Origin of the sequence: Serratia sp. MYb239 (assembly GCF_002966855.1) — a bacterium.
In the GTDB taxonomy this organism is placed as follows: Bacteria; Pseudomonadota; Gammaproteobacteria; order Enterobacterales; family Enterobacteriaceae; genus Serratia_B; species Serratia_B rhizosphaerae.
Genome location: NZ_CP023268.1, coordinates 567,222 through 593,225, shown reverse-complemented (window position 1 = coordinate 593,225; position 26,004 = coordinate 567,222). Strand labels below are relative to the sequence as shown.

The window sequence follows — 26,004 nt, the reverse complement described above, 5'->3', positions numbered from 1 at the left end:
GGCCCTCAGGACGCGGCGGGCCGGGCCTCCGGCAGCAGCGCGCCGCCGTCCACCACCAGCGTCTGGCCGGTGATATACCCCGCCGCCGCAGAGGCCAGAAACACCATCGCCGCAGCGATATCTTCCGGCTCCCCCAGCCGGCCAAGCGGCACCGCGCCGCCAATCGCCTGATTGAAGGCGTCATCCCCCAGGTTCGCCATCGCCGGCGTGCGGATCATGCCCGGCTCCACGCCGTTGACCGTAATGCCGTAAGGCGCCAGCTCCAGCGCGGCGGCGCGGATAAAGCCGTTCACCCCGGCTTTGGAGGCGGCATAGTGCGCCAGCCCGGGATAGGCCACCTTCGGCCCGGTCACCGATGAGGTCACCAGAATGCGCCCGCCGCCCTGGCGGCGCATCCACGGCAGCGCCGCCTGCGCCAGATGGAACGGCGCCATCAGGTTGACGCTGAGGGTGCGCTGCAGCAGCGCGCGGTCAATCTCGGCAAACGGCGTCAGCGGGAAATAAGCGGCGTTATGCACCACCACGTCCAGCCGGCGGCAGCGCTGCGTTACCTGCGCCACCAGCGCGGCGGTCTGCGCCGCGTCGCCCAGATCGCACGCCAGCGCCTGCGCCGACCCACCCTGCTCTGTCAGCTGTTCCGCCGCCTGCCGCGCCTTATCATACTGGAGATCGGCCACCACCAGCGTGGCCCCCAGCCGGGCAAATGAGCACCTGCGCATGCGCGCCGACGGCAAAATTACTCAGCGCGCTGAAGTCGCTGCCCTGATAGCCGAGGATCTTGCCGTCGGTACGCAGCCCCTGCAGATCGATCATCACCACGCCGAGGGTCGGAATGATCTTTTCGCGCCAGACAAACAGATACAGCTGCTCTGCCACCTTGACGTAGTGGCAGCGGTCAACGTCCGCCAGCCCTTTCTCCACCCCGTCCAGACATTGCCAGGCGTAGAAATTGTCGTTCAGGTAGATATGCTCATAGCGCTCGGTGGGGCTGTAGGTATACATATTGCGCATGCCGATCAGTTCGTCGGTAAACGCCGGCAGCGGCGCATCGTCATCCGCCAGCCGGCCGAAGCGAAACTCGGCCGCCACCGCGGTCAGCGGCAGCCCCTGCTCCACCCGGCTGAAAGCGTCCAGGCGCGTCTGCGCCTCATCCGGCAGTTGGCCGTACACCGCGGTGAAATTGCCCAGCGCCCGATTACATACCAGCGTAATGCTGGCGTTGGCGCGCTGCGGGTCGAGGAAGTCGATAAACAGCACGCCGGGGCGCAGCGCGGTGGCGCGATAGTCCGCCGGCTGCCCGCGCCAGTGCAGCGTCTGTCCGTCGACAAAGCAGACGTCGAGACGCTCGCCGTCGGCAAAGTACAGGCTCAGCGTCTGCCCGGCCAAATCGTCCTGCGCCTGCAGGGTATGACTGTCGGGGGCAAAGCCCTCCGCCAGTGCGCCAACCTGAATAAACACCGCTTCTGAATGCATTTGTCGCTCCTTATAGGGAAGTAAAAGCCAGAGTAGGCACATCCACCACGCCGGCGCCGCCGTCGGCCACCAGCGTGGCGCCGGTAATGATCGACGCCTGCGGCGAGCAGAGAAAACAGCACGCTTCGGCGATCTCTTCGGCGCTGGCCGGCCGCCGCAGCGGCACGTCGCGGCATACCTGACGGTAAGCCTGATCCAGCGTCCAGCCGTGCGCCGCCATCAGCGGCCGCATCTCTTCATCGGCCATCGGCGTGGTCACCCAGCCGGGGCAAATTGCGTTGGCGCGCACCCCGAGCGGGCCGTAATCGCGCGCCACGGAGCGCATCAGGCCGATCAGCGCATGCTTGGCGGTCACGTAGCCGCACGCCTCCGGCCCGGCGGCCAGCGAGGCAATCGACGCCACCAGCAGCAGGCTGCCGCCGCTTTTCACCAGCTCCGGCAGGCAGGCGCGCGCGCTGGCGAAGGCGCTGTTGAGGTTGCTGTCCAGCGCCTGCCGCCATGCGGCGTCCGTCATCTCGCCCAGCGCGCCTAATCCCATGCCGCCGGCGCTGCCGATCAGGCAGTCGATACGCCCGCCCTGGCGCATAATCTGCGGCAGCAGCGTGTCGCGCCAGCTGTCGCCGCAGGCGGCGTCGCCCACCAACGCCGTGGCGCCAATCTCCGCCGCCAGCGCCTGCAGAGGTGCGGCGCGGCGGCCGACAATAAAAACCCGATCGCCCTGCCCGGCCAGTTGCCGGGCGCAGGCGGCGCCGATGCCGGTACCGCCGCCGGTAATCACCACCGTTCTAGTCATCGATTTTCTCCATCAGTTGCGCCACCATCAGACACGCGCTGAGCAGCAGACAGCGCTGCGCCGCGGTCAGGCGTAAATAGCGCCGGCCCGGCGGCAGGCGGCTGACCACCTCGCAGGCGGCAAAATGTTCGATGCTGAACTGCCAGCGCCCCGCCGCCAGCGTCAGCTGGGCATGGCGGAAATCCAGCTGCGCCAGCGTCGCGCCGATTTGCGGATAGCGCGCCAGCCAGCCCGTAAGCTGCCGGGCGGCGGCCTCATCGCCCGCCGTGCAATAGCGTACGCCGCGTTGCCGCCACCAGCCGGTGCCGCGCACCGTCAGCCGGGCGCTGCCCGTCAGCGCAGTGCGGCCGCTCAGGGAAAAACGGTGGCTGACGATATGCGCCAGAAACAGCGCCTGCGGCCGTTCGCTGATCTCAAGCTGCGGCCCCTGCGGCAGCGTCAGGCATAGACGGCCGGCGGACAGCCGCTCGCAGGCATAGGGACGCAGATCCGCCTGCAGCCGGTCGAGCGCGCTGCCGGCGCGGTAGCCGGCCGGTTCACGCTGCCAGACGCGGTTAACCGAGGGACGTAAGGCGATCAAACTGCACCTCCTCGCGTTCCGACTTATCCAACGCCTGCATCAGCACCTGCTCCACCGGCACCGGCTTGAACGGGTTGACCCGCTGCACGCACAGCGTCCAGAACAGGGCGTACACGGCGGTCAGGCCGATCATGATGCCGAACGGGATATACACCGCGCTGCGCGGCATGCCCGGCGGCGCGATATAGATAATCGCCAGCACGATGCCGATGCTGGACACAATCTGCGGTAGCGGAAACAGCGGCGATTTATAGGCGCGCGGCAGATCCGGCCGGCGGATGCGCAGTAGCACCACCGACAGCGTCACCAGCAGGTAGGCCACGCCCCAGGCGCACACCGCCGCCAGCACCATCGGGATAATGCGCTCCAGATCGCCCTGAATGGCGAAGGCGTGCACGCAGGGGATCAGCACCGCCACGGCAATGCCGACCACCGGCGTTTTAAAACGCGGATGCAGGTAAGCGAACGCCTTCGGCAGCGCGCCGTCCAGCACCATGCCGTACAGAATGCGCGGCACCGCGGCCATCAGCGTATTGATGGTCGCCGCGCCGGCCAGCAGCAGGCCGACGCCCAGCCAGTATTTGCCGAACTCGCCCATCACCTGGCCGGCGAACGCCGGGATCGCCATCGGCGTATCCAGCAGGCGCACATGATGCTCGGCGTCGACCACCACGTTCTCCACCTGATGGCTGAGCGCCGCGCCGTACAGCGCCATACAGGCGGCGACGCCGCACAGTCCCAGCGCCATGGCGCGCGGGATCACCCAGGCCGAGCGTTTGATCTCCGGCGCCATCGGCGTCACCAGTTCGCAGCCGACGAACATAAACATCGCCATCCCCACCAGGCTGAACACCGCAAAGGGATCGCTGACGTCCAGCGCGCTGCCGAACCAGCCGGGCAGCGCCACCGCCGGCGGCGACAGCAGGCCGGCGATGCCGAAAATCACCAGCGTGCTCCACATGCCGAAGGTCAGTACGATTTCCGCCTTGCCGAACGCCTCAATGCCGAACGCGTTCAGCAGGCCGAAAATCACCACCAGCCCGACGCCGACCATCCATGAGGCGTTATGGCTGGTCGCCAGGGTGTTGAGATGTTCAAAATTCACCAGCGCCATGATGCCGGCCAGAATGGTTTCCGCCGTACCGGCGAAGATATGCACGATCAGATAGGCGGACAACGCGCCGGTAATGGCGAAGAAGCGCCCCATGCCGCAGGAAATGTAGTCGTAGACCGAACCGGTGGTCGGCAGGATCGCCGCCGCTTCGGCAAAGGTGGTGAGCTGCGCCTGCATCATCACAAAAGCGATCAGCATCGCCAGCGCAAAGGTATCGCCGCCGATGCCGAAACCGCTGGTTACGGTCAGGATCACCGGGCTGGCCATAATCACGCCGACCGAGCTGGCCAGCGTGGTGGGAAAGCCCACCTTGCCTCGTTCAAGGTGGGCGGAAAGGCGCGACGACAGGTTCATCGGAATATCCTCTGCAGGTTGGCTTAACGCACTATAGAGAGGAAAGGAAAACGCTGACTATCGTCCTTATGGACGAGATGCCTCAGGCTGTGCGCTGCGCCACAGCGCCAGCCCGCCGGCGTCGCGCGGGTAGCGCCGCAGCGGGGCCAGCACCTCGGAGAAAAAGGCGTAGTAGCCGGCGCACAGCCGGTTATAGCCGTCCGGCCCCAGATGCGCCGGGCAGCCGCCCTGGCACACCATCTTCACGCTGCAGCGCTGGCACTCGCGCCGTACGCTCTTGCGCCGGCCGAAAGGCAGCGCGCGGGCGGCATCCGCCAGCGTCGCCAGCTCATCGCCGGCGTTAAAGCGCCCCAGCCGGTGGGCCTCGTCAATCAGGTGATCGCAGGCGTAGACGCCGCCGTCCTGCTCCATCACCAGGTTGCCGCCGCAGCGCGCCGCATGCACGCAGTCGGGGCTGACCTGGGTGAAATACTGCGCGTAGACGTGCTCAATATTCATCACAAACACCCGCCCCACGTCGCCGCGCTGCCGCCAGCGGCGGTAGATATCGCGCATAAAGCGCCCCCAGTTGGCCGCGCTGAGGCTATAGCCGCCCGCCGGCGCGTCGCCCTCCAGCATCAGCGGTTGAAACTGCAGAAAACGCGCCCCCAGCGCCGTCACCTGGTCATACAGCGCCGCGGCGGCGTCGGCGACGCCGTCGTGCACCACCACCAGCAGGTTAAACGCCACGCCGTGCTGCTGCAGCAGCGCAATACCGCGCAACGCAGCGTCATAGCTGCTGTTGCCGCGCCGGTCCGGACGATGGGCGTCCTGCGTCTGACGATCGCCGTCCAGGCTGACGCCGATAATAAAATTATGCTCTCTGAACAGCCGGCACCAGGCGTCGGTCAGCAGCGTGCCGTTGGTCTGCAGACTGTTGCTGACCATCACGCCCGGCGGCGCATAGCGGCGCTGCAGCGCCAGCGCCCGTTTATAGAAGCCGATGCCCGCCAGCAGCGGTTCGCCCCCCTGCCAGACAAAGTTGATCTCCCGGCTGTAACGCGGCTGGGCGGCGATGTACTGGCGGATAAACTGCGCCAGCAGCGCATCGTCCATCCGCCTAGGCCTGTCGCCGCGCTGCGGATAGTAGCAGTAGCGGCAGGCCAGATTGCAGCCGGCGCCGACCGGTTTCACCAGCAGGTGGAACGGCGCGGCGGCGCGGGCTACGCCGCTGACCGGGATTTGTCGCGCCCGCAGCGCATCGATATTCATGGCGCCTCCGCCAGCGGCTGGCGGGTCGCCGGATCGATACCGATATAATGGCCGTCGGCATCCACCCCGAGGTAGTCCACCATCTTGCCTGTTGCTTCAATCACCATCCCCTGCCGGGCATAGCGCTGATAGGCCGCGCTGAGACGTTTGACCATCTCCGGGTGCTCGGCGGCCAGATCGCGGGTTTCCAGCGGATCGTCGTGCAGATTGAACAGTCCCCAGGGCGCGCTGGCGGCCTGCGGGCCGTTTTTCACCAGCCGGCGCAGCTTCCAGTCGCCGTCGACATAGGCCGCCTGATTGTGCAGCTCCACGGCGTAGTTGAGCCGCGGCGCCGCCTGGGCCTCGCCGCTGAAATAGCGTTTGAAACTGACGCCGACCATCGGCAGCGGCGCCTGTTTTTTCAGCGGCTTGGCGGCGTCGATGCCGGCAAATTCATACAGCGTCGGCGCAATGTCATAGATCGCCATCGGCGTACGGTCGATGGTGCCATGCTGCTGCAGCTGCGGGGCGGCAATAATAAAGTCGGTATTGATGCCGCCCTGTCCGCTGGTGGTCTTATGGTAATTGGCGTACGGCGCGTTGCTGACGTTAGCCCAGTGCGGGCCGTAAGCCACAAACGACCCCTTGCGGCCGATATTGGCGTAACTGTTGTCAAACTGACGCCAGTAGTCCGGCTGCGAGCCGTAATAGAAGCCCTGCGCCGGGTTGGCGCCGTTGTCGGTCAGGAACAGCACGATGGTGTTCTTATCGCGCCCGGTCTGTTTCAGGGTCTGCATCACCTTGCCGATCTGCGCGTCCATATTGGCGATCATCGCCGCATACACCTGCATGGTTTTCGCCGCATACTTTTGCTGCTGCGGCGTCATCGCCTGCCATGCCTTATCCAGCGCCAGCGACGGCAGCGGCGTATTGTCGTTAATGATACCCAGCGCCTTCAGCCGCTTGATGCGCTGCTGATAAATCGCCTGGTAGCCGGCGTCGTATTGGCCGTCAAACCTGGCGATCCAGTCATCCGGCGCCTGCAGCGGATCGTGCGGCGCGGTAAACGCCAGATAGGCGAAAATCGGTTTATCCTGCGGCGTGTCATCGATCCACTGCGTCAGCTGGCGGGCATAGGCCTCGCTGGAGTAGAAATCCTGCGGCAGCGACACCCGCTTGCCGTTCAGGGTATAGAAGGTGTGAAACGCCTCGACGGTGCCGAGCGGTTTCGCATCGTTAAAATGACTGGTTCCGCCGCCCATAAAGGCGAAAGCCCGTTCAAAACCGCGATCGGTCGGCCGCGCGCCGTCGGTGTAGCCCAGGTGCCATTTCCCCGCCATCATGGTGGCGTAGCCGGCGTCGCGAAAGCGCTCCGGCAGCGTAACAACCCGATCCGTCAGGCGCATTTCATAGCCCGGACGCGCAATGGTGTTCTGATACCACCACATAGCGCCCATTCCCGCCTGCTGGTTGGTGTTGCCGGTCATCAGCATCGACCGCGCCGGCGCCGACATCGGCGAGGTATAAAACTGGCTCATGCGTACGCCCTGCTCTGCCAGCGCCTGCAGATTGGGCGTCGGGATTTCGCCGCCAAACGGCGTGATGTCGGAATAGCCCATATCGTCCGCCACAATAATCAATACGTTGGGCCGTTCGCCCGGCGCGCTATGCGCCAGGCCTGACACCACGCTGCTCAACGCCACTGCCACCACTTTTCTTTTCATCGCCATTTCGCTCCTGAAGCATCATCATTTTTTCTTCTTAACGGCCTGCGGAAAATTGCCGGTATACTTTTTCATCAGCCGTAATTTTCGAGTGTAGAAAGCAAAAGAAATTTTTGACTATCGTTCTTAAGGACGAGGGAAAAATGGCATCGTCAGCGGCGGTAGCGTCACGCGCAGCGCCGCATGCGATCGCCCGCAGGGCAGAAAATCGGGTGAAAATTCAGAGAACAAGCGGCGAAAAACTTTATTAATGTTTTAATAAAAAGGCAGGATTCACGCATTAGAAACGTGACAATTACCGCTCTGGCTCATTGTTATTTATGTAGTTTATTGCAAGCCACCTCACGTTGTTAATATGTTTTTATTGTGTTGCATAATTGCGACAACTATGCTGTTATCGTTCACATATTAACCGATTCCCACTACGCACAATAGTGCCCGGATCCCGGCGGTCGCGCCGGCGAGCTAAGGGCGATAAAGGGAGGGCAGGACATTATGCAGACACCATCAGCGCCCGCGGCGAACGATGCCTTTATTGCCAGTTGCCTGAACACCATCGCGCATCTTATTCCCGTTTCCGCCGGCGTGTTTTATTTGGTCAACAGCCAGTTAAAACCCGAGCATTATATTTTGCAGGGCATTTCCGCCAATACGCATCGGCAATATTTGGCAGATTTCCAGCATATTGATCCGATGAAACCGGCCAACTTTCATCGGCACGATATTACCATGGTAAATATGACGCCGGCGGCCATCGCCAATAACCGCCAGTATTACCATGATTTTATGTTGCCGAATAATATGCGCGATATGACCGAAATCTTTATTCGCCAACGCAAGCGCATTGTCGCCGGGGTGTCATTAATCCGTGATACGCCGTTTACCGCGCTGGAACGCGGCCGGCTGCACGCGGTGCTGCCGCTGATTGAGCTGGCGACGCGCGACCTGCTGCCCGAGGGCGAAGCGCAGCTGCTGACCGCCAAAGAGCAGGAAATTGTCAACCTGGTGCGCGAAGGCGCCAGCAATAAACGCATTGCCTTAAAGCTGGGTATTTCGCTCTCCACGGTGAAAACTCATATGCGCAATATATTTTCTAAAACCGCAGTGGTAAACCGCACCGAATTGGTGTCCAGCGGATTTATCGCCCAGGGATAATAGGTTCCGCCGCCAGCCTGGCGAAATACATTGCCGTTATTATCGTCAGCCGCAATAAAATCATAGCCAGCCATAAGGATATATTTATGTCCAGCGATGCCTTTTCCGCGCCTGCCCAGCGGGCGGCGCTGCCCTGCCCGCCAAAGCTGCTGATCGCCATTATCGCCTTCGCCGCCATCGCACCCGGCGTGCTGATGACCGCGCCGGCGATCGCCGCGCAGCTGGCCGCTGAATGGCGTCTGACGCCTACGCAGATCGGCCGGCTGTTCGCCTGCGAGCTGGGGGCGATGAGCCTCGCCACGCTGCCGGCCTGGTGGTGGATGAGCCGCATCAACTGGCGTCGGGTCGCCTGGCTGGCGGCCGGCGTCTTTCTGCTCGGCAATCTGGCCTCGGCGCTGGTCAGCGGCTTCGGCCCGCTGCTGGCGCTGCGCTTTATCGCCTCGCTGGCGGGCGGCACGCTGATGATTCTTTGTATTACCTGCGCCGCCGGCGTCAGCAACGCCAGCCGGGTTTATGCCTGCTGGGTGCTGGGCCAGCTGGCGCTGGGGGCGATCGGCCTGCTGGCGCTGCCGCCGCTGTTTGCCCAGTTCGGCCTGATGGCGGTCTACCTGCTACTGGCGGCGCTGATGCTGTGCTGCCTGCCGCTGATCGCCGCCTTTCCCGACGGCTACCGACCGGCGCCGCAGACGACAACGTCCCGCCGCCCCGCCCCGGTCGCGCGCAAGCTGTGCGCGGTGGCGGCAGTGCTGTGCTTTTATATCAGCCTGAGCGCGGTCTGGACGTTTATCGGCAATATCGGCGCCGCCGCCGGGCTGTCGGCGGTGCACGGCGGCCAGGTGCTGGCCATCGCCACGCTGTTCGGCATAGCCGGCGCCGGCATAGCCGCGCTGACCGGTGACCATCGTCAGCGACAGCGGCTGATGGTCTTCGGCTACCTGCTGCTGCTGACCAGTATCATGCTGCTGTTCGCCACCCCGCAGCTGGCGCGCTTTGCCGCCGCGGCGGTGCTGTTCAAATTCACCTGGACCTTCGTACTGCCGTTTATGCTGGCGGCCGTCGCCGGGCTGGATAACAACGGCAAACTGATGAACGGCATCAACCTGGTCATCGGCGGCGGCATGGCCATCGGTCCGCTGCTGGCCGGCTATCTGCTGCAATTTTTCGGCGGCTTCGGCGCGCTGCTCGGCGGCGCACTGAGCTGCGCCCTGCTGTCGCTGCTGCTGATCTCGCTGGCATCCCGCGCGCCGCGCGCGCCCTTTAACAAGGAGTCTGCAACGTGAAAAGAAACACCGGCTTTTTCTTCGATGAACGCTGCTTCTGGCACAGCACCGGGCTGCACGCCACCACGCTGCCGGTCGGCGGCTGGGTGCAGCCCCCCGCCGGCGCCAGCCATGCCGAATCGCCGGAAACCAAACGGCGGATGAAAAACCTGATGGACGTCTCCGGCCTGTCGCGTCAGCTGCAGCTGCGCAGCGCCGAACTGGCGGACGAACAGGACCTGCAGCGTATTCACCCGCCCCACTATCTGCAACGCTTCAAGCAGCTGAGCGACAACGGCGGCGGCCTGCTGGGTGAGGAAGCGCCGCTCGGCCCCGGCAGCTACGAAATCGCCAGGCTGTCCGCCGGGCTGGCCTGCAGCGCGCTGGAGGCGGTGCTGCGCGGTGAGCTCGACAACGCCTATTCGCTGTCGCGGCCGCCGGGCCACCACTGCCTGCCGGAACAGTCGATGGGCTTCTGCTTTCTGGCCAATATTCCCATCGCCATCGAACGCGCCAAACAGAGCTGCGGCCTTGACCGGGTGGCGGTGATTGACTGGGACGTGCACCACGGTAACGGCACCCAGCACATCTACTGGCGGCGCGACGACGTGCTGACCATTTCGCTGCATCAGGACGGCTGCTTCCCGGCCGGCTATGCCGGCGAGCAGGATCGCGGCGCCGACGCCGGCCTGGGTTATAACCTCAATATTCCGCTGCTGGCCGGCGCCGGCGACGACAGCTACCTGTACGCCATGCAGCGCATCGTGCTGCCGGCGCTGGCGCAGTTCCGTCCGCAGGCGATAATTATCGCCTGCGGCTACGACGCCAACGCGATGGATCCGCTGGCGCGCATGCAGCTGCACAGCGACAGCTTCCGCGCCATGACCGCACTGGTGCAGGAGGCCGCCGACCAGCTGTGCGACGGCAAACTGCTGCTGGTGCATGAGGGCGGCTATGCCGAGTCCTACGTGCCGTTTTGCGGGCTGGCGGTAATGGAGCAGTTGAGCGGCGTCCGCACCGAGGTGCAGGACCCGCTGCTGGCCTTTATTCAGCAGCAGCAGCCGCGCGCGGACTTCAACCGCTTCCAGCGTGAAGCCCTCGACCAACTGGCGCGACAATTCGACCTATAATCAAAGAGGAACACTCACAAGGGGACGGTATGTCGCAACAACAGGTCAGCTTTATCAAGGGGCAGCGCGGTGATATCGCGCTGCATGACTGGCAGCATGACGCGCCGCGTTTTCTGGCGCTGCTGGTACACGGCTACGGCGAGCATCTGGGCCGTTACCACTATGTGGCGCGCACGCTGCAGGATCTGGGCGCACGCGTCTTCGGCCCGGACCATCTCGGCCACGGGCTGTCGCAGGGCGAGCGGGTGCTGATTGAGGATTATGAGGCGGTGGTCGACGATGTGCGGCAGGCCGTCGGGCAGATTCGCCGTCAGCATCCCGATCTGCCGCTGGTGGTCATCGGCCACTCGATGGGCGGCATGATCGCCACGCGCTACGTACAACGCTTCGGCGACGACGTCCGGGCGCTGGTGCTGTCCGGCCCGCTGCTGGGCGAACATACCGCCATCGGCGATCTGCAGGACATGGAGACCATCCCCGATACGCCGCTGGACGTCAGCACCCTGTCGCGCGATCCGGCGGTCGGCGTCGCCTATCAGGCCGATCCGCTGGTGTGGCACGGGCCGTTCAAACGCCCGACGCTGCAGGCGATACGGCGGTTTCTGGCGACCATCGACGCCGGGCCGGGCTTCGGCGCGCTGCCTACGCTGTGGCTGCACGGCGGCGACGATCGTCTGGTGTTAAGCGAGGAGAGCCGCACCACCCTCGAACGGCTGCGCGGCAGCGATTTCCACGCCGAGATCCTGCCCGGCGCCCGCCATGAAATTTTCCATGAGATCGACAAAGATCGGACGCTGCAGCTTGTCAGCGCGTTTATCCAACGCACGCTGCGCTAGAGGAAAAGCCGGCCCCGCGGGGCCGGTCTGTCAGCCGTTCACTACCGCCAGGTAGTGCTTTACAAAGCGATCGGAGGTGATGTCCCAGCGCACTCTGGCGCCCTTGGGCGCAAACCAGGCGTCGCCGGCCTGATACTGCACCGCTTCACCGCTGGCTTCATCGGTCAGCGTCACCGTGCCTTCCCACACCGTCGCATGCTCGGCAAACGGATACTCCATCACAAAGCTGCCGCGGGTGCAGCTGAACACGCCGCAGCTCAGGTTGTCGTCGGGCGCGCCGTCGATCATCGCCACGCTGACCGTCGGTTCGCCGGCAATCACCGTCGCCCCCAGGTTGCTGACGCTGCCGATCTCCGTCAGCGCCGGCAAGGGTTGTTTAAGCAGAAGTGGTTTCATTTTGGTTTCCTCTGGTTGTAATAACGGTTAACGGCGTCCCTTCCAGTAACCGGACGTCTGGTGCCACATTTTGCCGGCGGAGGTTATCACCCGGCGCAGCTGGTCCTTGCCGAAGATATCCACATGCGGGATTGAACTCATCAGTGCGTAGCGCTCGGAGCCTTCCGCCATGCCCTCTGCCAGCACCTTGCAGACGATATGGCTGGGGGTGACGCCGAAGCCGGAATAGCCCTGCACGTAAAACACATTGTCGTGCGCCGGCAGCGTGCCGATTTGCGGGAACAGATTGGCGCTGCAGCACAGCGGCCCGCCCCAGGCCATATCAATCTTCACGTCATGCAGGTACGGGAACACCTTCAGCATCAGGTTGCGGTTCCAGGCTTTCAGATCGGCGGGAATATACTCCAGCAGCCGCGTGGCGCTGCCGAACAGCAGACGGTTCTCATTGGTCACCCGGTAGTAGTCGATCACCGGACGAATATCGCTGTAGGCACCGCGGATCGGGCTGATCCGGCGGATCAGCGCCTCCGGCAGCGGCTCGGTCGCCAGCTGAAACGCGTAGGTATTAATGGTTTTGCGGTGGATGGCCGGCTCCAGGCCGTTGAGAAAGCCGTTGCAGGCCCACAGCATTTTATTGGCGCGTACCGAGCCCATCGCGGTACGCACCCGAATGCGCGGGCCGTACTCTACCGCCAGCACGCTGCTGTTTTCAAAGATCTTTACGCCGTAGTCGCCCAGCGCTTTGGCTTCCCCCAGCAGCAGGTTCAGCGAGTGCACATGGCCGCCACCCATATGTTTCAGCGCGCAGGTGTAGCTGTCGGAGCCGACCACCTGCTTCACCTCCGCGCCGGTGTACAGTTCAATCTCTTCGTCCGGCGCCACCGCCTGAAACTCCTTCAGCCAGGCGCGTAGCGTTTTCTCCTGGCGCGCATTGCTGCCCAGGTAGCCGTAGCCAAAGCAGAAGTCGGCGTCGATGGCGTATTTACTGATGCGATCGCGGATAATGCCGGCGCCCAGATTGCTGATGCGGAAAATGGTTTCCAGCCCCTGCGGGCCGACGTGACGTTTGATCTTCTCCAGATCGTGGCCGATGCCGGCCATCACCTGCCCGCCGTTACGACCGGTGCCGCCGTAGCCGAGGTGGCGTCCTTCCAGAATGGCGATATTGGTAATGCCTTTTTCCGCCAGCTCCAGCGCGGTATTGATGCCGGAAAAACCGCCGCCGACGATCACCACGTCAACGTCCAGATCCTCTTCCAGCACCGGAAAACGCAGATCGTATTTTTTGGTCGCCGCGTAGTAGGTTAACGATTCGATATTGTTGTTCACTGCCGCACTCCCCTGATCCAGACCCTGACGGCGATTATCAGCGGGCGGCGGCGGCGCGGCCATGTCCCTTTAGGGATATTTTAACTATTTCGTAACATCATGCGCTGTGCGGCAGCGTGGGGCCGAGCAGCAGGCTGAACAGTTCGGCCTGCGAACCGATGCCCAGTTTACCGTAGATGTTTTTACGGTGATTTTTCACCGTGCCCAGGCTGATAAACAGCCGCTCGGCAATCTGCGGCGAGCCTTGCCCGGCCAGAATTAAATCAACGATTTCACGCTCGCGCGGGGTCAGCGTTGCGCGCGCCGTCGCGCCGCGATCGCACGGCGTGGCCGGCGCGGCATCCGGCGCCACATCGCCGTGCAGACGCGCCACACTGCGCACCAACATCAGCGCTTCGCGCAGCTCTTGCTGCCGTGGCTGACGCAGCGCCACCGTGCGCCGTGAAGAACCGAAAAACACCCCCAGCCGGCGCTGCGGCGTCAGCTGCAGCACAATGCCCGCTTCGTCGCGCCAGCCGGTTTTACGGTAAAAATTGCGGTAGTAATCGCTGTGGTAGAAACCGCGCGGAGCCAACTGGCGCAGCGTGAAGATATCCCCCTGCCGCCCGTCGTTCAGTGCGTGATAAAACGGATCCTGCAGATAGGCGCCCTGCTGATAGAGCGCGTTCACCCGGTCGCTGTTCTCTTTTTCCGCCTTCAGCAGGCAGCACGGCGGCCGATCCTGCTCAAAGGCGTACACCAGCGCATTATCGAACGCGAAGAAGCGTTCCAGGTAGGCCAGCAGGTGCGGATAGAAATGGCGGGTCGCCACGGCGTCAATCACCGTCGTCAGTCTGGCAAGCTGAATATCCATCCGCGCCTCCGAGTATTAACAGGTTAACAATCTGCGCCTGGCGCGGCCCGAAAATCAGCGGGCGGCCGGAAAGTAATAAAAAGCATCTCACTGCTTGAAATGCAAGCCGGTAAAAGCAGGCGTGTTAAATCAGTCACAACTTGCCCGCCCGGCTGAAAGGCGCATTCATTAATATATTAATGCTATGACGATTGAAGGCAGAAATAGTTATGTATGCCGGATAGGTATTTTTATACGTGGCCTATGTCAGCAATGTGTAATCAGAATTGCCGTAAACGTACAGTATTTCTCTGTCACTGAGATAAACGGCAATTGCAGGGGCCGTAGGCGCGCCCCCTGCACCCGCACCCGCGCCCGCGCCCGCGCTTAGGCACGTTCAGCCTGCTTCGCAGGTACCGGGCCAATTAACTATGAGCTTTGACGTTAAAAAACTAAATCTATAAAGCTGTTGCATGGCAAGAAATCGTGGTTCACGCCGCCGGGCTGAATTATGCTGGCGTTTTGCCGTTCGCCAAGGAGCCATGCATGACCCTCACCATTGCCAACCGCCACACCTGGTTCGGCCAGGGCGCCATCGGACAGTTGATCCCGCAGCTGGAGCAGGATCCGCAGCCCACGCTGCTGTTCAGCTGCCGCTCGTTTCTCAATGGCCCGATATACGCCTCGCTGGCGCCGCAGCTCGATCCGCTGCTGATCGGCCGGGAGATCGTCAGCCATGAGGCCTCGCCGCAGGAGCTGGACCATTGGGTCGCACGCTGGCGCGGCCAGGCGGCGCGGGTGGTGGCCATCGGCGGCGGCAGCGTGATCGACGCCGCCAAGGCATTCTCAGCGCTGGTGGAACACCCGCTGCCGACGCTGCGCTATATGGAAAAGGTGGGCGACACGCCCATCAGCGGCGCCACCCTGCCGCTGATCGCCATTCCCACCACCGCCGGCACCGGCAGCGAAGTCACCCAAAACGCGGTAATCACCGATACCCGCGTCAAACAGGTTAAAGCCTCGCTGCGCCACGCCAATTTTGTGCCGCAGACGGCGATCCTCGATCCGCAGCTGCTGCGGGGCGCGCCCGACCACGTGCTGGCCTACTGCGCGATTGACGCTTTCACCCATCTGTTCGAGGCCTACCTGTCAAAAACCGCCAGCAGCCTGACGCGCGAGCAGTCGCTGAGCGGCATACGCCTGTTCCTCGACGCCTGGCCGGCGCTGAACCGCAGCGACGATGCGCGCGAAGCCATTATGCAGGCATCCTATCTCGGCGGCCTGACGCTGAGCAGCGCCGGTTTGGGCGTGATCCACGGCATCGCCGGCGAGGTAGGCGCACTGCGCGACTACCATCACGGCCAGGTGTGCGGCCGCCTGCTGCTGCCGTTCCTGCAGTTGCTGGCAGAGAGCCAGCAGCCGCAGCAGCGCCGGCTGATGCAAGAACTGGCCGGGCGGCTGTTCCCGCAACATCCGGGCAGCCCCGAGCATTACCTGAGCGACTTCATCACCGAACACGCCATCGCGCCGTTCTGGCAGGAACCGCTGGCTCTGACGGCGGACGAGCTGCGCATCAGCGTGGAGAAGTCCAACAGTAAAAACTCGCTGATCGACTACTCCGCCCGGCAGCGGCAACAGATGATAGAGGCGGCATTCCATATCGAATGAATATATAATTCGATCAAGGAAATAGCGGAGAAGTAACATGAGCATTATCGACTGGATTTTGACCGGCATCGCCGTAGGCCTGATTGTCGGCGCGCTGATCAAACTCTTCGGCAAGAAGAAAGATCGGTAAACCTTAAAGCGGGGGAGCAACGGCTTGATACATCGGCCTTTGTTTCCCCGCAGATGCCTCAGCCGCCCGGCCGAGGCGTCGGGTAGTCTTCCTCAATACGCAGCGCCGCCGCATACGGGCTGTCCCACAGTTGCTGATACAGCTGGTCCAGCCGCGTGGTCAGCGCATCGTTATGCAGCACCAGCTCCAGATTTCGCGAATTATCCAGATAACCGCCGCTCCAGTTGCTGGTGCCGACCCAGGCAAGCTGCTCATCAATGGTCATGATTTTGCTGTGGATCACCCGGGCATAGGGAATAAACCCGCTGCTGGCGGCGGGAATGGTCACCACTTTCAGCTGTACGTTCGGCAGCAGCGCCAGACTCTTCAGATAAGCGATCTCCGGCTTTTTGGTGTTCCAGTCCGCCACCATCAGCTCCACCTGGACGCCACGCGCCGCCGCGCCGCGCAGGGCGTTGTCGATAACCGCATAATAGGGGCGGCTGCGCCCCGGCCCGAAGGAGAGCGGCGCATACTCCATCACCTGTACCCGCACCCGCCGCTGCGCCGCCGCCAGCAGCCGCGGCAGCTCGCTCTGCGTATCGGTCACCCCCGGCGGCACATACGCGCGCGGGCTGGCGAGCAAATAACTGTCCGCCGGCGGCGCCGGCTGATAGGTCAACGGCGGCACCGGCTGCTGCTGCGCCTGCAATGCCTGCGCCTGCCAGTCCTGCTCAAACACCGCCTGTATCTGGCGCACCACGCCGGCATCGCTGACGCGCAGCCCGACCTCATGAATATGCTCCAGCGCCCGCCAGTCAAAATTCTGGCTGCCGACAAACGCCTGTTCGCCGTCCACCAGCAGGTATTTGGCGTGCATAATGCCGCCGCTCAGCGGCTGATAGTCCAGCACGCGCAGCGCCAGCTGCGGGATCGCCGCCAACTGTTCCAGCGTATCCGCCGCCGAATTACGCAGCCCCTTGCGCTCCAGCAGCAGGCGGATTTTCACCCCGCGCTCGCCGGCGCGGCGCAGCTCCGCCAGCACCGCATCCAGCCGGCTGCCGGGCTGGTTCATCACATAAAACTGGGCGATATCGATGCGCTGCCGCGCCTGGGCGAACATCTGCCGCCAGACTTCGGCGCTGTCGCGCAGGTCATCATTCTGCAGGCAGGTTTCTACCGGTGCGCTGTACACCAGCTCATAGCCGGGCACGTCAAAACGCGCATTGGCGGCATCGTGACTCATAATCAACGGGTAACTCCATAGCGGCGTAAAACTGACGGCCATTAGGCATAACCTCATCTTATTCTGTCAAGTCGGGCTGAATATTTATGGAGCAAATATTTTCTTTATTAACTATCAAACAATCATAATTATTAATAAACATGCGGATTATTAACATCGCCCCCAGGAAATTAATGAAATACTGAGGCATTCCAATATTTCATCCTAGAGTAATTGATTAGTCATTTTGATACATTCTGGAACGTATCCGCCGGACAAAAATAGAACATCAATAAAGAAACGATGAGAAATAAGGATAAAGGATGAAAGAACATAACCCTGACGCTACGCCAGATACCCGCAGCGATCGGCAAATAAATAAACCGTCTGCGTTTGACAAGAAAATAGCCAGAGGCGCTGCCCGCTACCATAAGCTCAATAGTGACTATTCATTCTTCTTCAGCAAAATAAGCGGCTATGACGATAACAACAAAGCCTGGATCTACAGTGAAGGCAAGCGCAAACTTAATTTCTGCACTTACTCCTATCTGGGTCTGTTAAAACATCCCGCTATCGAAGCAGCGGCGCTGAGCGCACTCAAACAATACGGCACCGGCACCCACGGCGTACGCCTGCTCGGCGGCAACCTGGATATTCACGAGCGGCTGGAACAGCGCATCGCCGGCTTCTTTGGCCGTGAAGCCGCATTAACCTTCAGCTCCGGATTTATGACCAACCTGACGGTGATCGACAGCCTGCTCGGTAAGGGCGACGTGATTTTTTGCGACGAACTTAACCACGCCAGCATTATCGACGGCTGCAGAATCGGTAACGCGCAGGTCGTGAGGTTTCCCCATAACGACATGCAGACCCTCGACCAACAGCTGGCGGCCGCGCCGCCGCAGGCGCGCAAGCTGATTATTATCGATGCCGTCTACAGCATGGAGGGCGATCTGGCACCGCTGGATACACTGATCGCCCTGCGCGACCGGCATCCGAATACCCTGCTGATGGTTGACGAAGCGCACAGCCTCGGCGTGCTGGGTGCCAACGGCAAAGGTATTGAAGAGCACTTCGCCTGCCGCGGCCAGATCGACATTCTGATGGGTACGCTGAGCAAAACGCTGCCCGGCCAAGGCGGTTTTATCGCCGCCACGCAGGCGGTTATCCACTACCTGCGCATGACCGCCCGCGGCTTTATCTTCAGCGCCGCGCTCTCGCCAATCACCACCGCAGCCATGCTGGCGGCGTTTGACGTGCTGGAGCAGGAAGGCCCGCAGCGGCGGAAAAAGCTGATGGAAAACATCACCTATTTTGTCGCAGCGTTGCGCAGAGAAGGGTTTGAAGTCAGGGCGGAGCAGGCGGCGATCGTACCGATTATGATCTACAGCGAAAGCCAGGCCTTTGCGATGGCGCAATACTGCCACCAGCGGGATATTTACGTGATGCCGGTGGGGTATCCGGCAGTGTCCAAAGGCCTTGAACGCTTACGGATGAACGTCACATACCACCACAGCAAAGACGATCTCGACCTGGCGCTGCAGGTGCTGTGCGCGGCAAGAGAGGCGGTGGCGCCGTAAAGCCAGGCGTCTTGCCCGCAAAAAAATGCCGGTCAGTTCGCACCGACCGGCATTCTATCGTTTATGACTCAGCGAACGTGGCTCAGTTCACTTTCACCGGCATGCCGGAACGCGCTTTGATCGCCGCGTCGACTTCGCTCTGGTTGACGCCGCTGTCCATCAGCACCTTGCCAACCGCCGGCGACAGCATCACCGGCACCGGATCTTTCGACTTCAGCTGCTCTTCGTTGGCGGAAAGCGGGTTGTGCACTTCCAGATAGCGGCTGCCGTCCGGCTCGACCGAGGCTTTCACCGGCTCATTGATAAACTGTACGCGCGTGCCGACCGGCACGTTATCGAACAGGTATTTGATATCGTCGGCGCGCAGACGCACGCAGCCGTGGCTGACGCGCAGGCCGATGCCAAAGTTGGCATTAGTGCCGTGAATGGCGTACAGGCGGCCGATATACAGCGCATACAGCCCCATCGGGTTATCCGGGCCGGCCGGGAACACCGCCGGCAGGATTTCCCCTTGCGCCGCATACTCTTCACGCATCTTGGCGGTTGGCGTCCAGGTCGGGCCGTCTTTCTTGCGATGCACGCTGGTGACCCAGTTCATCGGCGTGTCTTTACCCAACTGACCGATGCCGATCGGCAGCACCACTACGGTGTTGGTGCCCTTCGGGTAGTAGTACAGACGCATTTCTGCGCTGTTGATAATAATGCCCTGACGCGGCGTATCCGGCAGAATCAGCTGCTGCGGGATGGTCAGCGTGCTGCCGGCCTTCGGCAGGAAGGGATCGACGCCCGGGTTGGCTTCCAGCATATTGCTCAGCCCCATCTGGTACTGCGCGGCAAAACTTTCCAGCGGCAGCTTGCTGTCCTCAGGGACCTGGATCTGGATATTCTCCCCCACCAGACGGCTGTCTTTGGCCGGCAGAGGGTAAACAACGGCGAGGGCGGTCTGGCTGAACGCCACCAGGGCCGTAAACAGGGTTAATAACGCGCGAATGCTCATGTTTATCTTCGTGTTGGTTTGGTGGGCCGCACTGGCAATATCGGTCAAAATTCTCTCCGGCCTGTAACGGCCGGATGCGCATTATATGTTCACTTAAGCAAAAGTGTGAAATTTTCCCGACCTCTGGATGGAGTTTTTTTTACCGCAGACGGCCGGAAGACGATAAATTTTAGTGGAAAGATGCCTAACTCGACGCCGATAAACGGCGGATGGGGATCAGATATTCGCAGTGGATCGCCGCGCCGGCCTGATGGTAAAACCCGCCCTGCGCGGGGTAAAAACGCTCAATATCACTGCCCGGACGGCGCACCACGTTCAACGCCGGCATCACGCTGTCGTAAACGCGGGCGATAAAATTCTGGAAATCCTCCGCCTGCCCCTGGTAGACAAAGCTGGCGTACTCTCCCGGTTCAATCCTCACCTCCTCCCCCGCCGTTTGCTCATCGTCCAGGGCAACGGTGTACGCCATGCACTGACGATCCTGCTGGCGGCTGTCGACATCCAGCCGGGCCAGGCCGTAAGCCACCGCCGGCGGCCCGGACAGCGGGCAGCGCAGCGCATTCCAGGCGCTCTGACGCAGCTCTTTTTTCCGCCGGCTCAGTTCGTTTAACGTCAGCGTGCGGCGCTGCGTCCGCCCCACCAGCCGCATTGCCGGCAGTTCGACAAAATCCGCCGCCGGCAGCGGCGGCGCGCACAAGCGCAGCGGCGGCTGCATGCCGTAGCCCGGCCACTCCGCGCTGCGGCGGTAGGCGGCCGGCGGCAGCCCGAACTGCCGGCGGAAACCGCGGGTGAAGGTCTGCTGGGAGTCAAACTGATACTTATCCGCGATAATCGCCACGCTGGTGCCCGTCAGCCGCAGTTCGCGCGCCGCAGCGCTCAGTCTTCTGCGCCGCACGTAGGTGCCCAGCACGTGGCCGGTCTGGCGTTTGAACATCCGTTGCAGATGCCATTTGGAATAGCCGGCTTTCGCCGCGATCTCATCCAGCGACAGCGTCTGCTCCAGATTCTGTTCGATCCACGCCAGCAGCTGATTAATCACCTCCCGTTGATGCATATAGCCCCCTTATTGATTCAACCACGCCTGCGCCAGCCGATGCGCCTGTTCGCTATCAGCCACAACCTCGACCGGGTATCCCCAAAACTTGCTGGAGTACTCGGCAAACGGCCCCGCAGCAAGTCGCCGCGCGCTATCCGGCTCGATCATCACCATGCCTTTTACATACTGTTTCAGCGCGGCGCGGTGTTCGCGTTTCCACAGCGCGACCTGCGTGCGTTCATCGCGGGTCGGCTCTCCCTGCTCGTCAGAGCGCGGTTCACACACAATCACAAACGGCTGCCGCCGCGCCAGCAGCGCACCAAATTCGGCAAATTCGGCGACGACGTCACGCGGCTGCCCGGCGGGCCGATACATGCGGACATAAGGGAAGGTTGCGGCGTCAAAGGACATCTTGCATCTCCTGCAAACAGTTATCGGATTGCCGCTTACTTTATCGACAACGGCACTAGACCGCATTGCACAATCAGGACATACTATTTTTCATTTACGCCAAAATGAGAGTCATTCTCATGTCTTTTGTCACCAAAAAGGCCTGTCTGGACATTGATAACGTGCCGCGCCCGGTGTTCGCCGTGCAGGGCGCGACGATTCACGAAAATTGGGAAGTCGAGCCGCATCGTCACCAAAAGGCGCAGCTGATTTATACCGCGCGCGGCATGCTGCGCTGCGAGGTGGAAAACGGGCTGTGGCTAGTGCCGCCACAGTGTGCGCTATGGATGCCCGGCAATGTGCTGCACAGCGCGCGCGGCACCGGCACCACCGAGTGTTATGCCCTGTTTGTCGACCCGGCCGCCGCCGGCGATCTGCCTGCCAGCAGTTGCACCCTGACCATTTCACCGCTGCTGCGCGAACTGCTGCTGGCTGCCAGCCGCTTTACCCCGCTGTATGATCAGCACGGGGCCGAGGGCCGGCTGACGACGGTGCTGTTGGATCAGTTGGCGGCGGCGCCGGTGGAAAATCTGCATCTGCCGGTCTCCCAGGACGCGCGTATCCGCCAGCTGATGGATCAATTGCTGGCGGACCCGGCGAATAAGCGCACGCAGGCGCAATGGGCGCAGCATATCGGCATGAGCACACGCTCGCTGAGCCGTACGCTGCAGCAGCAGTTGGGGATGAGTTTCGGCCATTGGCGACGTCAGCTGCACGTAATGCTGGCGCTGCAACGCCTGACGCAGGGCGTCAGCGTGCAGAGCGTGGCGTTGGACCTGGGCTATGAGAGCGCCAGCGGCTTTGTCACCATGTTCAGGAAAGCGGTCGGCAAGCCGCCGGCGCGCTATCTGGCGGAAAAGGCGGCGGACGGCCCAATGCCGTCCGGCACCATCGCCATGTAGGCGCCGCGAGCGCGGCGCCCGGCGGTCAGAAGTCGTAAAACACCGTCACCCAGGTGGAGTCCGGCTCATTGTCGCTGCTGTTGGCCAGCGTGCGTTCAACATACACCGACAGGCCGTAGCCGATGGTGGTGCCTGCCCCCAGATAGACGTGATTGGCGTGGTAATCTTCCTGCCCTTTCAGCCGCAGCGAGTCCGCCGCCACATAAGGCTGGACAGATTTCAGGAACGGCTTGTCGATATTAAAGGTATAGCCGACAAACCCTTCCAGTCCGTAACCGTCGCCGGCAAAGAAGTGCGACAGGCTGCGCTCGCGGGTGCTGGGCACATAATCTTTATAGTAGCTGGCGGTACCGACGATATACCAGTTGTCCGGCTGCCAGGTCAGCGCCGTCCCTGACAGCTGCTGGTGATATTGTTGCTCGTTATAACGGTCATCTTTCACCTTGGCGTCGGTGTAGCTATACGCCGCGCTCAGCGTCAGCGTCGGATCGATTTTATAATCGAACCCCAGCCCGCCGCCGCCGGAACGCCGGTAGCTGAGGTTATTGGCGGTGTGCAAATCATCTTCCGGCAGCAAATAGTTGGCGTACAGCGTCAGCGGACCAAAGTCATTGGTATATTTCAGGCTGTTTTTGGGTTTATTCCCGCCGTCATAGTCGCCGGAAATACCAATGCCGGTGCCGCCGGCGTGACCATCGTTATCCCAGACGTCGCTTTTAATTCCGACCACGGAATAATAGATGCCGTACTGATGGCCATAGGTCAGCGTACCGTAGCGATCGTCTTTAAAACCGCCATACAGCTGGCGCTGATAGTCGCGCTTGCCGTCTTCGTCGTAATGCCCGTCCCAGCTCAGCGCGTGCGCCAGATCCACACCCCATTCGTAGTAGCCGATGGCTGAGGTATGCTGGCTCAGGGCGTAATCGGCGCTGAAACGAAAGCGCGTGCCGCCGTCATGACCGTTTTTATCATAGCCCGGCTCCGGGCCATTATTAAAAATCCATTCCGGCCGAATGCTGCCGCCCACTTTTAAACTCAGCGGCGCCAACAACACATTGCTCTGCGGGTTTTTCTCCAAGATGGTAATTTCCGCCTGCGCGGCGCCGGATAACGCCGACAGCAGGACGCCGCCAATAATAATTGGCGTTTTTATCATTTTCATTACTACCCCTGTCTGAAATAAGTTTTTCTTATTATTAACTGCCATGGCTCTTGGCCATAAATTAATAATTACCCGATATAACAAAGCGACGCAAGGGATAAAATCTCATGACCTAATACATAAAAAGATAAATGGCAGCGGCGAAGAAATAAAAACGTATCAGAATGCTACCAACGGCAACAAAACAATAAATGATGTGCAAATAATCAGCATAAATGTCGTTCTCTAACCGATAATACGGCCGGCCATTAATATTTCATAACAAATCAGAAAAAATAAAACGGACGTTAAAATAGGTGCGGGGCGTGATAATTACCACATGGAAATATTGGCTAACGGATGCCGTCGCGGCGGCATCCGCCAAAGCGTTATTTATTGCGCCAGCCAGCCGCCGTCCATATTGCAGGCCGCTAACGCGACCAATGCATTCATGGCCGGCATCGATCTGATGCTCGCGGTGGTTTAAGGCTTCAGCGCAAAGCGCAGCTGATGGGTACGCCGCTGCGCAATGCGCGTCCTACGCGCGTCGTCCCAGCGATAAAAGCCGTCGCCGCTGCGCAGGCCGGTTTGCCCTTGCTCCACCTTTTCCTGCACCAGCGTCATCATCCCGTCGCCGGCGGCCAGCGTCGGCAACAGATGACGGGCGATATCCGCCACGGTGTCCCCGGTCATATCGGCCGCCTCCAGCGGCCCGACCATCGCATAGCGCCGCCCCAGCGAGGCGCGCATCACCTGGTCGACCACCTGCGGGCTGGCGATGCCGCTTTGCACGATATGCAGCGCCTCGCGCAGCAGCGCAAACTGCAGGCGGTTACCGACAAAGCCCGGCGCAGCACGATCCAACACCACCGCCTCCAGATCCAGCGCCGTCAGCAGCCGTTCGACCGTCGCCAGATGACGCGCTTCGGTGGCGCTGCCGGGCACGATCTCCACCAGCGGAATCAGATGCGGCGGGTTCCAGAAATGGGCGATCAGCAGCCGCTCCGGATGGCGCAGAGGTGCCGCCAGCTGGTCCGGCGGCAGGCCGATGGTGTTGCTGGCGATAATCGCCGTGTCGGCGATCAGCGCTTCCAGCTGGGCGTACAGCGTGTGTTTGAGCGCCAGCCGTTCAGGGATCGCCTCGATCAGCAGCTGCGCCGACGCCGCCTGCGCCAGCTCGTTCGTGGTGTGCAGACGCGCCAGCGTGGCCACACTCTCCTGCGGATCGGCCAGTCCGGCCGCCGCCAGCTCCGCCAGAATGCTGCCCGCCGCCGCCGGCACCTCCGCCAGACGCGCGGGGTCGGTGTCGTACAGCAGCACCGGCCGCCCGTGACGGGCAAAATGCGTAGCGATGCCGATGCCCATCAGCCCCGCACCCAGTACCATCGTGTTCATCTGCTGCATCTCATGCTCCTCTGCTCAGGGGGGCGCCAGCGCCACGTCCGGCGCGCGTTCGCGCAGTACAAATGCGCCGTCTTCTCTTTCAAGATAGGCCAGATCGGTCAACACCCGCCATCCATCGACGCGCCGGCCGTCGCCGGTGGGGCAGGAAAATAGGACGAAAAAATAACAGCGATAAACATGTCATGGATCATTTCCATTGATGTAAAGATATTATATTTTTTCCAAAATTATTTTTAAGGACAAAAATAAATGGTCATTCCAAAAGGGAAGTCAAGAAAACTTAGTACTGGTGAAATAACTTTATCACGCTATATATATAAGAACTCAATCGACTATTCACGAGTGATGGTTCATAACGGAAGCTATTTTCCTTTTGGACTACAAAACGAAGACACAGCCGTCACACCGAACGGTGAAATATACTTTATGCCCAAACATTTCAAAGAAGATTTTTCCATAGCCAATGCTAATGATCAACATTGGTTCATTCATGAAATGGCTCATGTTTGGCAGTATCAACTGGGCGTAAATGTACGACTTAGAGGGTTAGGTAGCTGGGCTGTGTCATACAAGTATTCCTTGCCAGACTATAGGTTATTATCAGATTATGGAATGGAAGTTCAGGCAAGCATTCTTGCTGATTATTTTTATTTAATCAAATTCGGGCGTAACGGATTTGATGCCATATCAAATATGCAGGGGATAAAAGGACCTGACTTAAAAAGGCGCTACGAATGGGTTCTACGACTATTTTTGAAAGACCCCGCAAATAGAAGGAATTTACCATGAGAAAAATACCCTGGATATTGCTTAGCCTACTGACGCTAAGCGGCTGCCAGCTGGAAAAACAGTGGTATTACCCGCTGCAGGTTTCGCTGCAAGATAACCAGCCCTGCTTCGCCGTACCTGCCGACAGCGTCAGCCCTCACGATAGCCTGCAAAACCGCGGCATCATCGTCTCCCGGCAGTCATCGCAGCAATGGGATATTGTCTGGACCTCGCCTGACATTCATCCGCTGCCGGCACTGCAGCCCGGCCGGTGCGTCACATACCCGCAGGCCGCCTGGCAGGTTGGCAACTATGCGGTGATGATGGGCGTCTCGCTTAATCACGATCGTGAGCGGCGTAAATATACCCACGAATTTTCCCTCGCCAAAACCCCCGACGGCCGGCTGATTCTCCGCCCTTGAGCGCTGCGCAGACGGCCATTCAACGGCCCGTCGGCAATAAACCGCTCCCCTTTCGTATAAATAATGATTATTATTCTCAAATAATAACCGGCGTGCG

26 protein-coding genes are annotated in these 26,004 nt (G+C 61.1%); 10 read left to right on the top strand and 16 right to left on the bottom strand.

What is annotated here, in order from left to right:
• Positions 1–5: 5 nt before the first annotated feature.
• From CLM71_RS02775 to CLM71_RS02745, 7 genes are all read right to left on the bottom strand, one after another.
• Positions 6–719 carry an SDR family oxidoreductase gene (locus tag CLM71_RS02775; protein ID WP_234008610.1) on the bottom strand — a complete coding sequence of 238 codons (714 nt, stop codon included), beginning with the start codon at positions 717–719 and terminating at the stop codon, positions 6–8.
• The gene (locus CLM71_RS02770; RefSeq protein ID WP_105229645.1) at positions 658–1,473 is read right to left on the bottom strand and encodes a molybdenum cofactor biosynthesis F family protein; all 816 of its coding nucleotides are present in this window, start codon (positions 1,471–1,473) and stop codon (positions 658–660) included. Before CLM71_RS02770 ends, CLM71_RS02775 begins: the two co-directional genes overlap by 62 nt.
• 10 nt (positions 1,474–1,483) lie before the next feature.
• Positions 1,484–2,266 (bottom strand): SDR family NAD(P)-dependent oxidoreductase, encoded by a 783-nt coding sequence (locus CLM71_RS02765; protein ID WP_105229644.1) that lies wholly within the window; start codon positions 2,264–2,266, stop codon positions 1,484–1,486.
• Positions 2,259–2,846: a DUF3156 family protein gene (locus CLM71_RS02760; protein WP_105229643.1), complete on the bottom strand. Its 588-nt coding sequence runs from the start codon at positions 2,844–2,846 to the stop codon at positions 2,259–2,261. Before CLM71_RS02760 ends, CLM71_RS02765 begins: the two co-directional genes overlap by 8 nt.
• On the bottom strand, positions 2,821–4,314 hold the full coding sequence (locus CLM71_RS02755) for an APC family permease (protein ID WP_105229642.1): 1,494 nt from the start codon (positions 4,312–4,314) through the stop codon (positions 2,821–2,823). Before CLM71_RS02755 ends, CLM71_RS02760 begins: the two co-directional genes overlap by 26 nt.
• A gap of 66 nt (positions 4,315–4,380) precedes the next feature.
• A complete protein-coding gene (locus tag CLM71_RS02750; protein ID WP_105229641.1) occupies positions 4,381–5,565 on the bottom strand; it encodes an anaerobic sulfatase maturase in 1,185 nt (394 codons plus the stop codon).
• On the bottom strand, positions 5,562–7,268 hold the full coding sequence (locus tag CLM71_RS02745; RefSeq protein ID WP_105233204.1) for an arylsulfatase: 1,707 nt from the start codon (positions 7,266–7,268) through the stop codon (positions 5,562–5,564). The genes CLM71_RS02750 and CLM71_RS02745 overlap by 4 nt, the downstream gene beginning before the upstream one ends.
• A gap of 495 nt (positions 7,269–7,763) precedes the next feature.
• On the opposite strand from CLM71_RS02745, the gene CLM71_RS02740 reads away from it, so the two are divergent.
• The 4 genes from CLM71_RS02740 (at position 7,764) to CLM71_RS02725 (ending at position 11,648) form a co-directional block, all read left to right on the top strand.
• Positions 7,764–8,423 carry a LuxR family transcriptional regulator gene (locus CLM71_RS02740; protein ID WP_105229640.1) on the top strand — a complete coding sequence of 220 codons (660 nt, stop codon included), beginning with the start codon at positions 7,764–7,766 and terminating at the stop codon, positions 8,421–8,423.
• Positions 8,424–8,509: 86 nt separating this feature from the next.
• Positions 8,510–9,703, top strand: a complete 1,194-nt coding sequence (locus tag CLM71_RS02735; RefSeq protein WP_105229639.1) for an MFS transporter — start codon at positions 8,510–8,512, stop codon at positions 9,701–9,703.
• Complete coding sequence (locus CLM71_RS02730) at positions 9,700–10,812, top strand: class II histone deacetylase (RefSeq protein ID WP_105229638.1); 1,113 nt, start codon at positions 9,700–9,702, stop codon at positions 10,810–10,812. Before CLM71_RS02735 ends, CLM71_RS02730 begins: the two co-directional genes overlap by 4 nt.
• A gap of 29 nt (positions 10,813–10,841) precedes the next feature.
• A complete protein-coding gene (locus CLM71_RS02725; protein ID WP_105229637.1) occupies positions 10,842–11,648 on the top strand; it encodes an alpha/beta hydrolase in 807 nt (268 codons plus the stop codon).
• Positions 11,649–11,678: 30 nt separating this feature from the next.
• On the opposite strand, the gene CLM71_RS02720 is transcribed toward CLM71_RS02725, so the two are convergent.
• From CLM71_RS02720 to CLM71_RS02710, 3 genes are all read right to left on the bottom strand, one after another.
• Entirely contained in the window at positions 11,679–12,044 is a 366-nt protein-coding gene (locus CLM71_RS02720; RefSeq protein ID WP_105229636.1) for a cupin domain-containing protein, read from the bottom strand.
• Positions 12,045–12,071: 27 nt separating this feature from the next.
• The gene (locus tag CLM71_RS02715; RefSeq protein ID WP_105233203.1) at positions 12,072–13,373 is read right to left on the bottom strand and encodes an FAD-binding oxidoreductase; all 1,302 of its coding nucleotides are present in this window, start codon (positions 13,371–13,373) and stop codon (positions 12,072–12,074) included.
• Between the two features lie 97 nt (positions 13,374–13,470).
• Entirely contained in the window at positions 13,471–14,226 is a 756-nt protein-coding gene (locus tag CLM71_RS02710) for a LuxR family transcriptional regulator (protein WP_105229635.1), read from the bottom strand.
• 525 nt (positions 14,227–14,751) lie between these two features.
• Here CLM71_RS02710 and CLM71_RS02705 point away from each other — a divergent pair.
• The gene (locus CLM71_RS02705; RefSeq protein ID WP_105229634.1) at positions 14,752–15,873 is read left to right on the top strand and encodes an iron-containing alcohol dehydrogenase; all 1,122 of its coding nucleotides are present in this window, start codon (positions 14,752–14,754) and stop codon (positions 15,871–15,873) included.
• A 188-nt stretch (positions 15,874–16,061) separates the two neighbouring features.
• On the opposite strand, the gene CLM71_RS02700 is transcribed toward CLM71_RS02705, so the two are convergent.
• The gene (locus CLM71_RS02700; RefSeq protein ID WP_105233202.1) at positions 16,062–17,228 is read right to left on the bottom strand and encodes a phospholipase D-like domain-containing protein; all 1,167 of its coding nucleotides are present in this window, start codon (positions 17,226–17,228) and stop codon (positions 16,062–16,064) included.
• A gap of 302 nt (positions 17,229–17,530) precedes the next feature.
• Here CLM71_RS02700 and CLM71_RS02695 point away from each other — a divergent pair, with 302 nt between their 5' ends.
• The gene (locus CLM71_RS02695; RefSeq protein WP_105229633.1) at positions 17,531–18,787 is read left to right on the top strand and encodes an aminotransferase class I/II-fold pyridoxal phosphate-dependent enzyme; all 1,257 of its coding nucleotides are present in this window, start codon (positions 17,531–17,533) and stop codon (positions 18,785–18,787) included.
• An 82-nt stretch (positions 18,788–18,869) separates the two neighbouring features.
• Here the strand turns inward: CLM71_RS02695 and CLM71_RS02690 are convergent, their stop codons facing one another.
• The 3 genes from CLM71_RS02690 to CLM71_RS02680 all read right to left on the bottom strand — a co-directional run bounded on the left by CLM71_RS02690 (position 18,870) and on the right by CLM71_RS02680 (position 21,231).
• On the bottom strand, positions 18,870–19,790 hold the full coding sequence (locus CLM71_RS02690; protein WP_172606353.1) for a L,D-transpeptidase family protein: 921 nt from the start codon (positions 19,788–19,790) through the stop codon (positions 18,870–18,872).
• A 178-nt stretch (positions 19,791–19,968) separates the two neighbouring features.
• Positions 19,969–20,838, bottom strand: a complete 870-nt coding sequence (locus CLM71_RS02685; protein ID WP_105229632.1) for a helix-turn-helix domain-containing protein — start codon at positions 20,836–20,838, stop codon at positions 19,969–19,971.
• A 9-nt stretch (positions 20,839–20,847) separates the two neighbouring features.
• Entirely contained in the window at positions 20,848–21,231 is a 384-nt protein-coding gene (locus CLM71_RS02680) for a hypothetical protein (RefSeq protein ID WP_105229631.1), read from the bottom strand.
• Between the two features lie 119 nt (positions 21,232–21,350).
• Here CLM71_RS02680 and CLM71_RS02675 point away from each other — a divergent pair, with 119 nt between their 5' ends.
• Positions 21,351–22,172: a helix-turn-helix transcriptional regulator gene (locus CLM71_RS02675; RefSeq protein WP_105229630.1), complete on the top strand. Its 822-nt coding sequence runs from the start codon at positions 21,351–21,353 to the stop codon at positions 22,170–22,172.
• 25 nt (positions 22,173–22,197) lie between these two features.
• On the opposite strand, the gene CLM71_RS02670 is transcribed toward CLM71_RS02675, so the two are convergent.
• Complete coding sequence (locus CLM71_RS02670; protein WP_105229629.1) at positions 22,198–23,334, bottom strand: porin; 1,137 nt, start codon at positions 23,332–23,334, stop codon at positions 22,198–22,200.
• A gap of 319 nt (positions 23,335–23,653) precedes the next feature.
• On the opposite strand from CLM71_RS02670, the gene CLM71_RS23835 reads away from it, so the two are divergent.
• On the top strand, positions 23,654–23,800 hold the full coding sequence (locus CLM71_RS23835; RefSeq protein WP_158684780.1) for a hypothetical protein: 147 nt from the start codon (positions 23,654–23,656) through the stop codon (positions 23,798–23,800).
• On the opposite strand, the gene CLM71_RS02665 is transcribed toward CLM71_RS23835, so the two are convergent.
• Positions 23,797–24,717, bottom strand: a complete 921-nt coding sequence (locus CLM71_RS02665) for a 3-hydroxyacyl-CoA dehydrogenase family protein (protein ID WP_105229628.1) — start codon at positions 24,715–24,717, stop codon at positions 23,797–23,799. The genes CLM71_RS23835 and CLM71_RS02665 overlap by 4 nt on opposite strands.
• A 249-nt stretch (positions 24,718–24,966) precedes the next feature.
• On the opposite strand from CLM71_RS02665, the gene CLM71_RS02655 reads away from it, so the two are divergent.
• Both CLM71_RS02655 and CLM71_RS02650 read left to right on the top strand, forming a co-directional pair.
• A complete protein-coding gene (locus CLM71_RS02655) occupies positions 24,967–25,506 on the top strand; it encodes a hypothetical protein (RefSeq protein ID WP_105229627.1) in 540 nt (179 codons plus the stop codon).
• A complete protein-coding gene (locus tag CLM71_RS02650; RefSeq protein WP_158684779.1) occupies positions 25,503–25,907 on the top strand; it encodes a putative T6SS immunity periplasmic lipoprotein in 405 nt (134 codons plus the stop codon). The genes CLM71_RS02655 and CLM71_RS02650 overlap by 4 nt, the downstream gene beginning before the upstream one ends.
• Positions 25,908–26,004 lie beyond the last annotated feature (97 nt).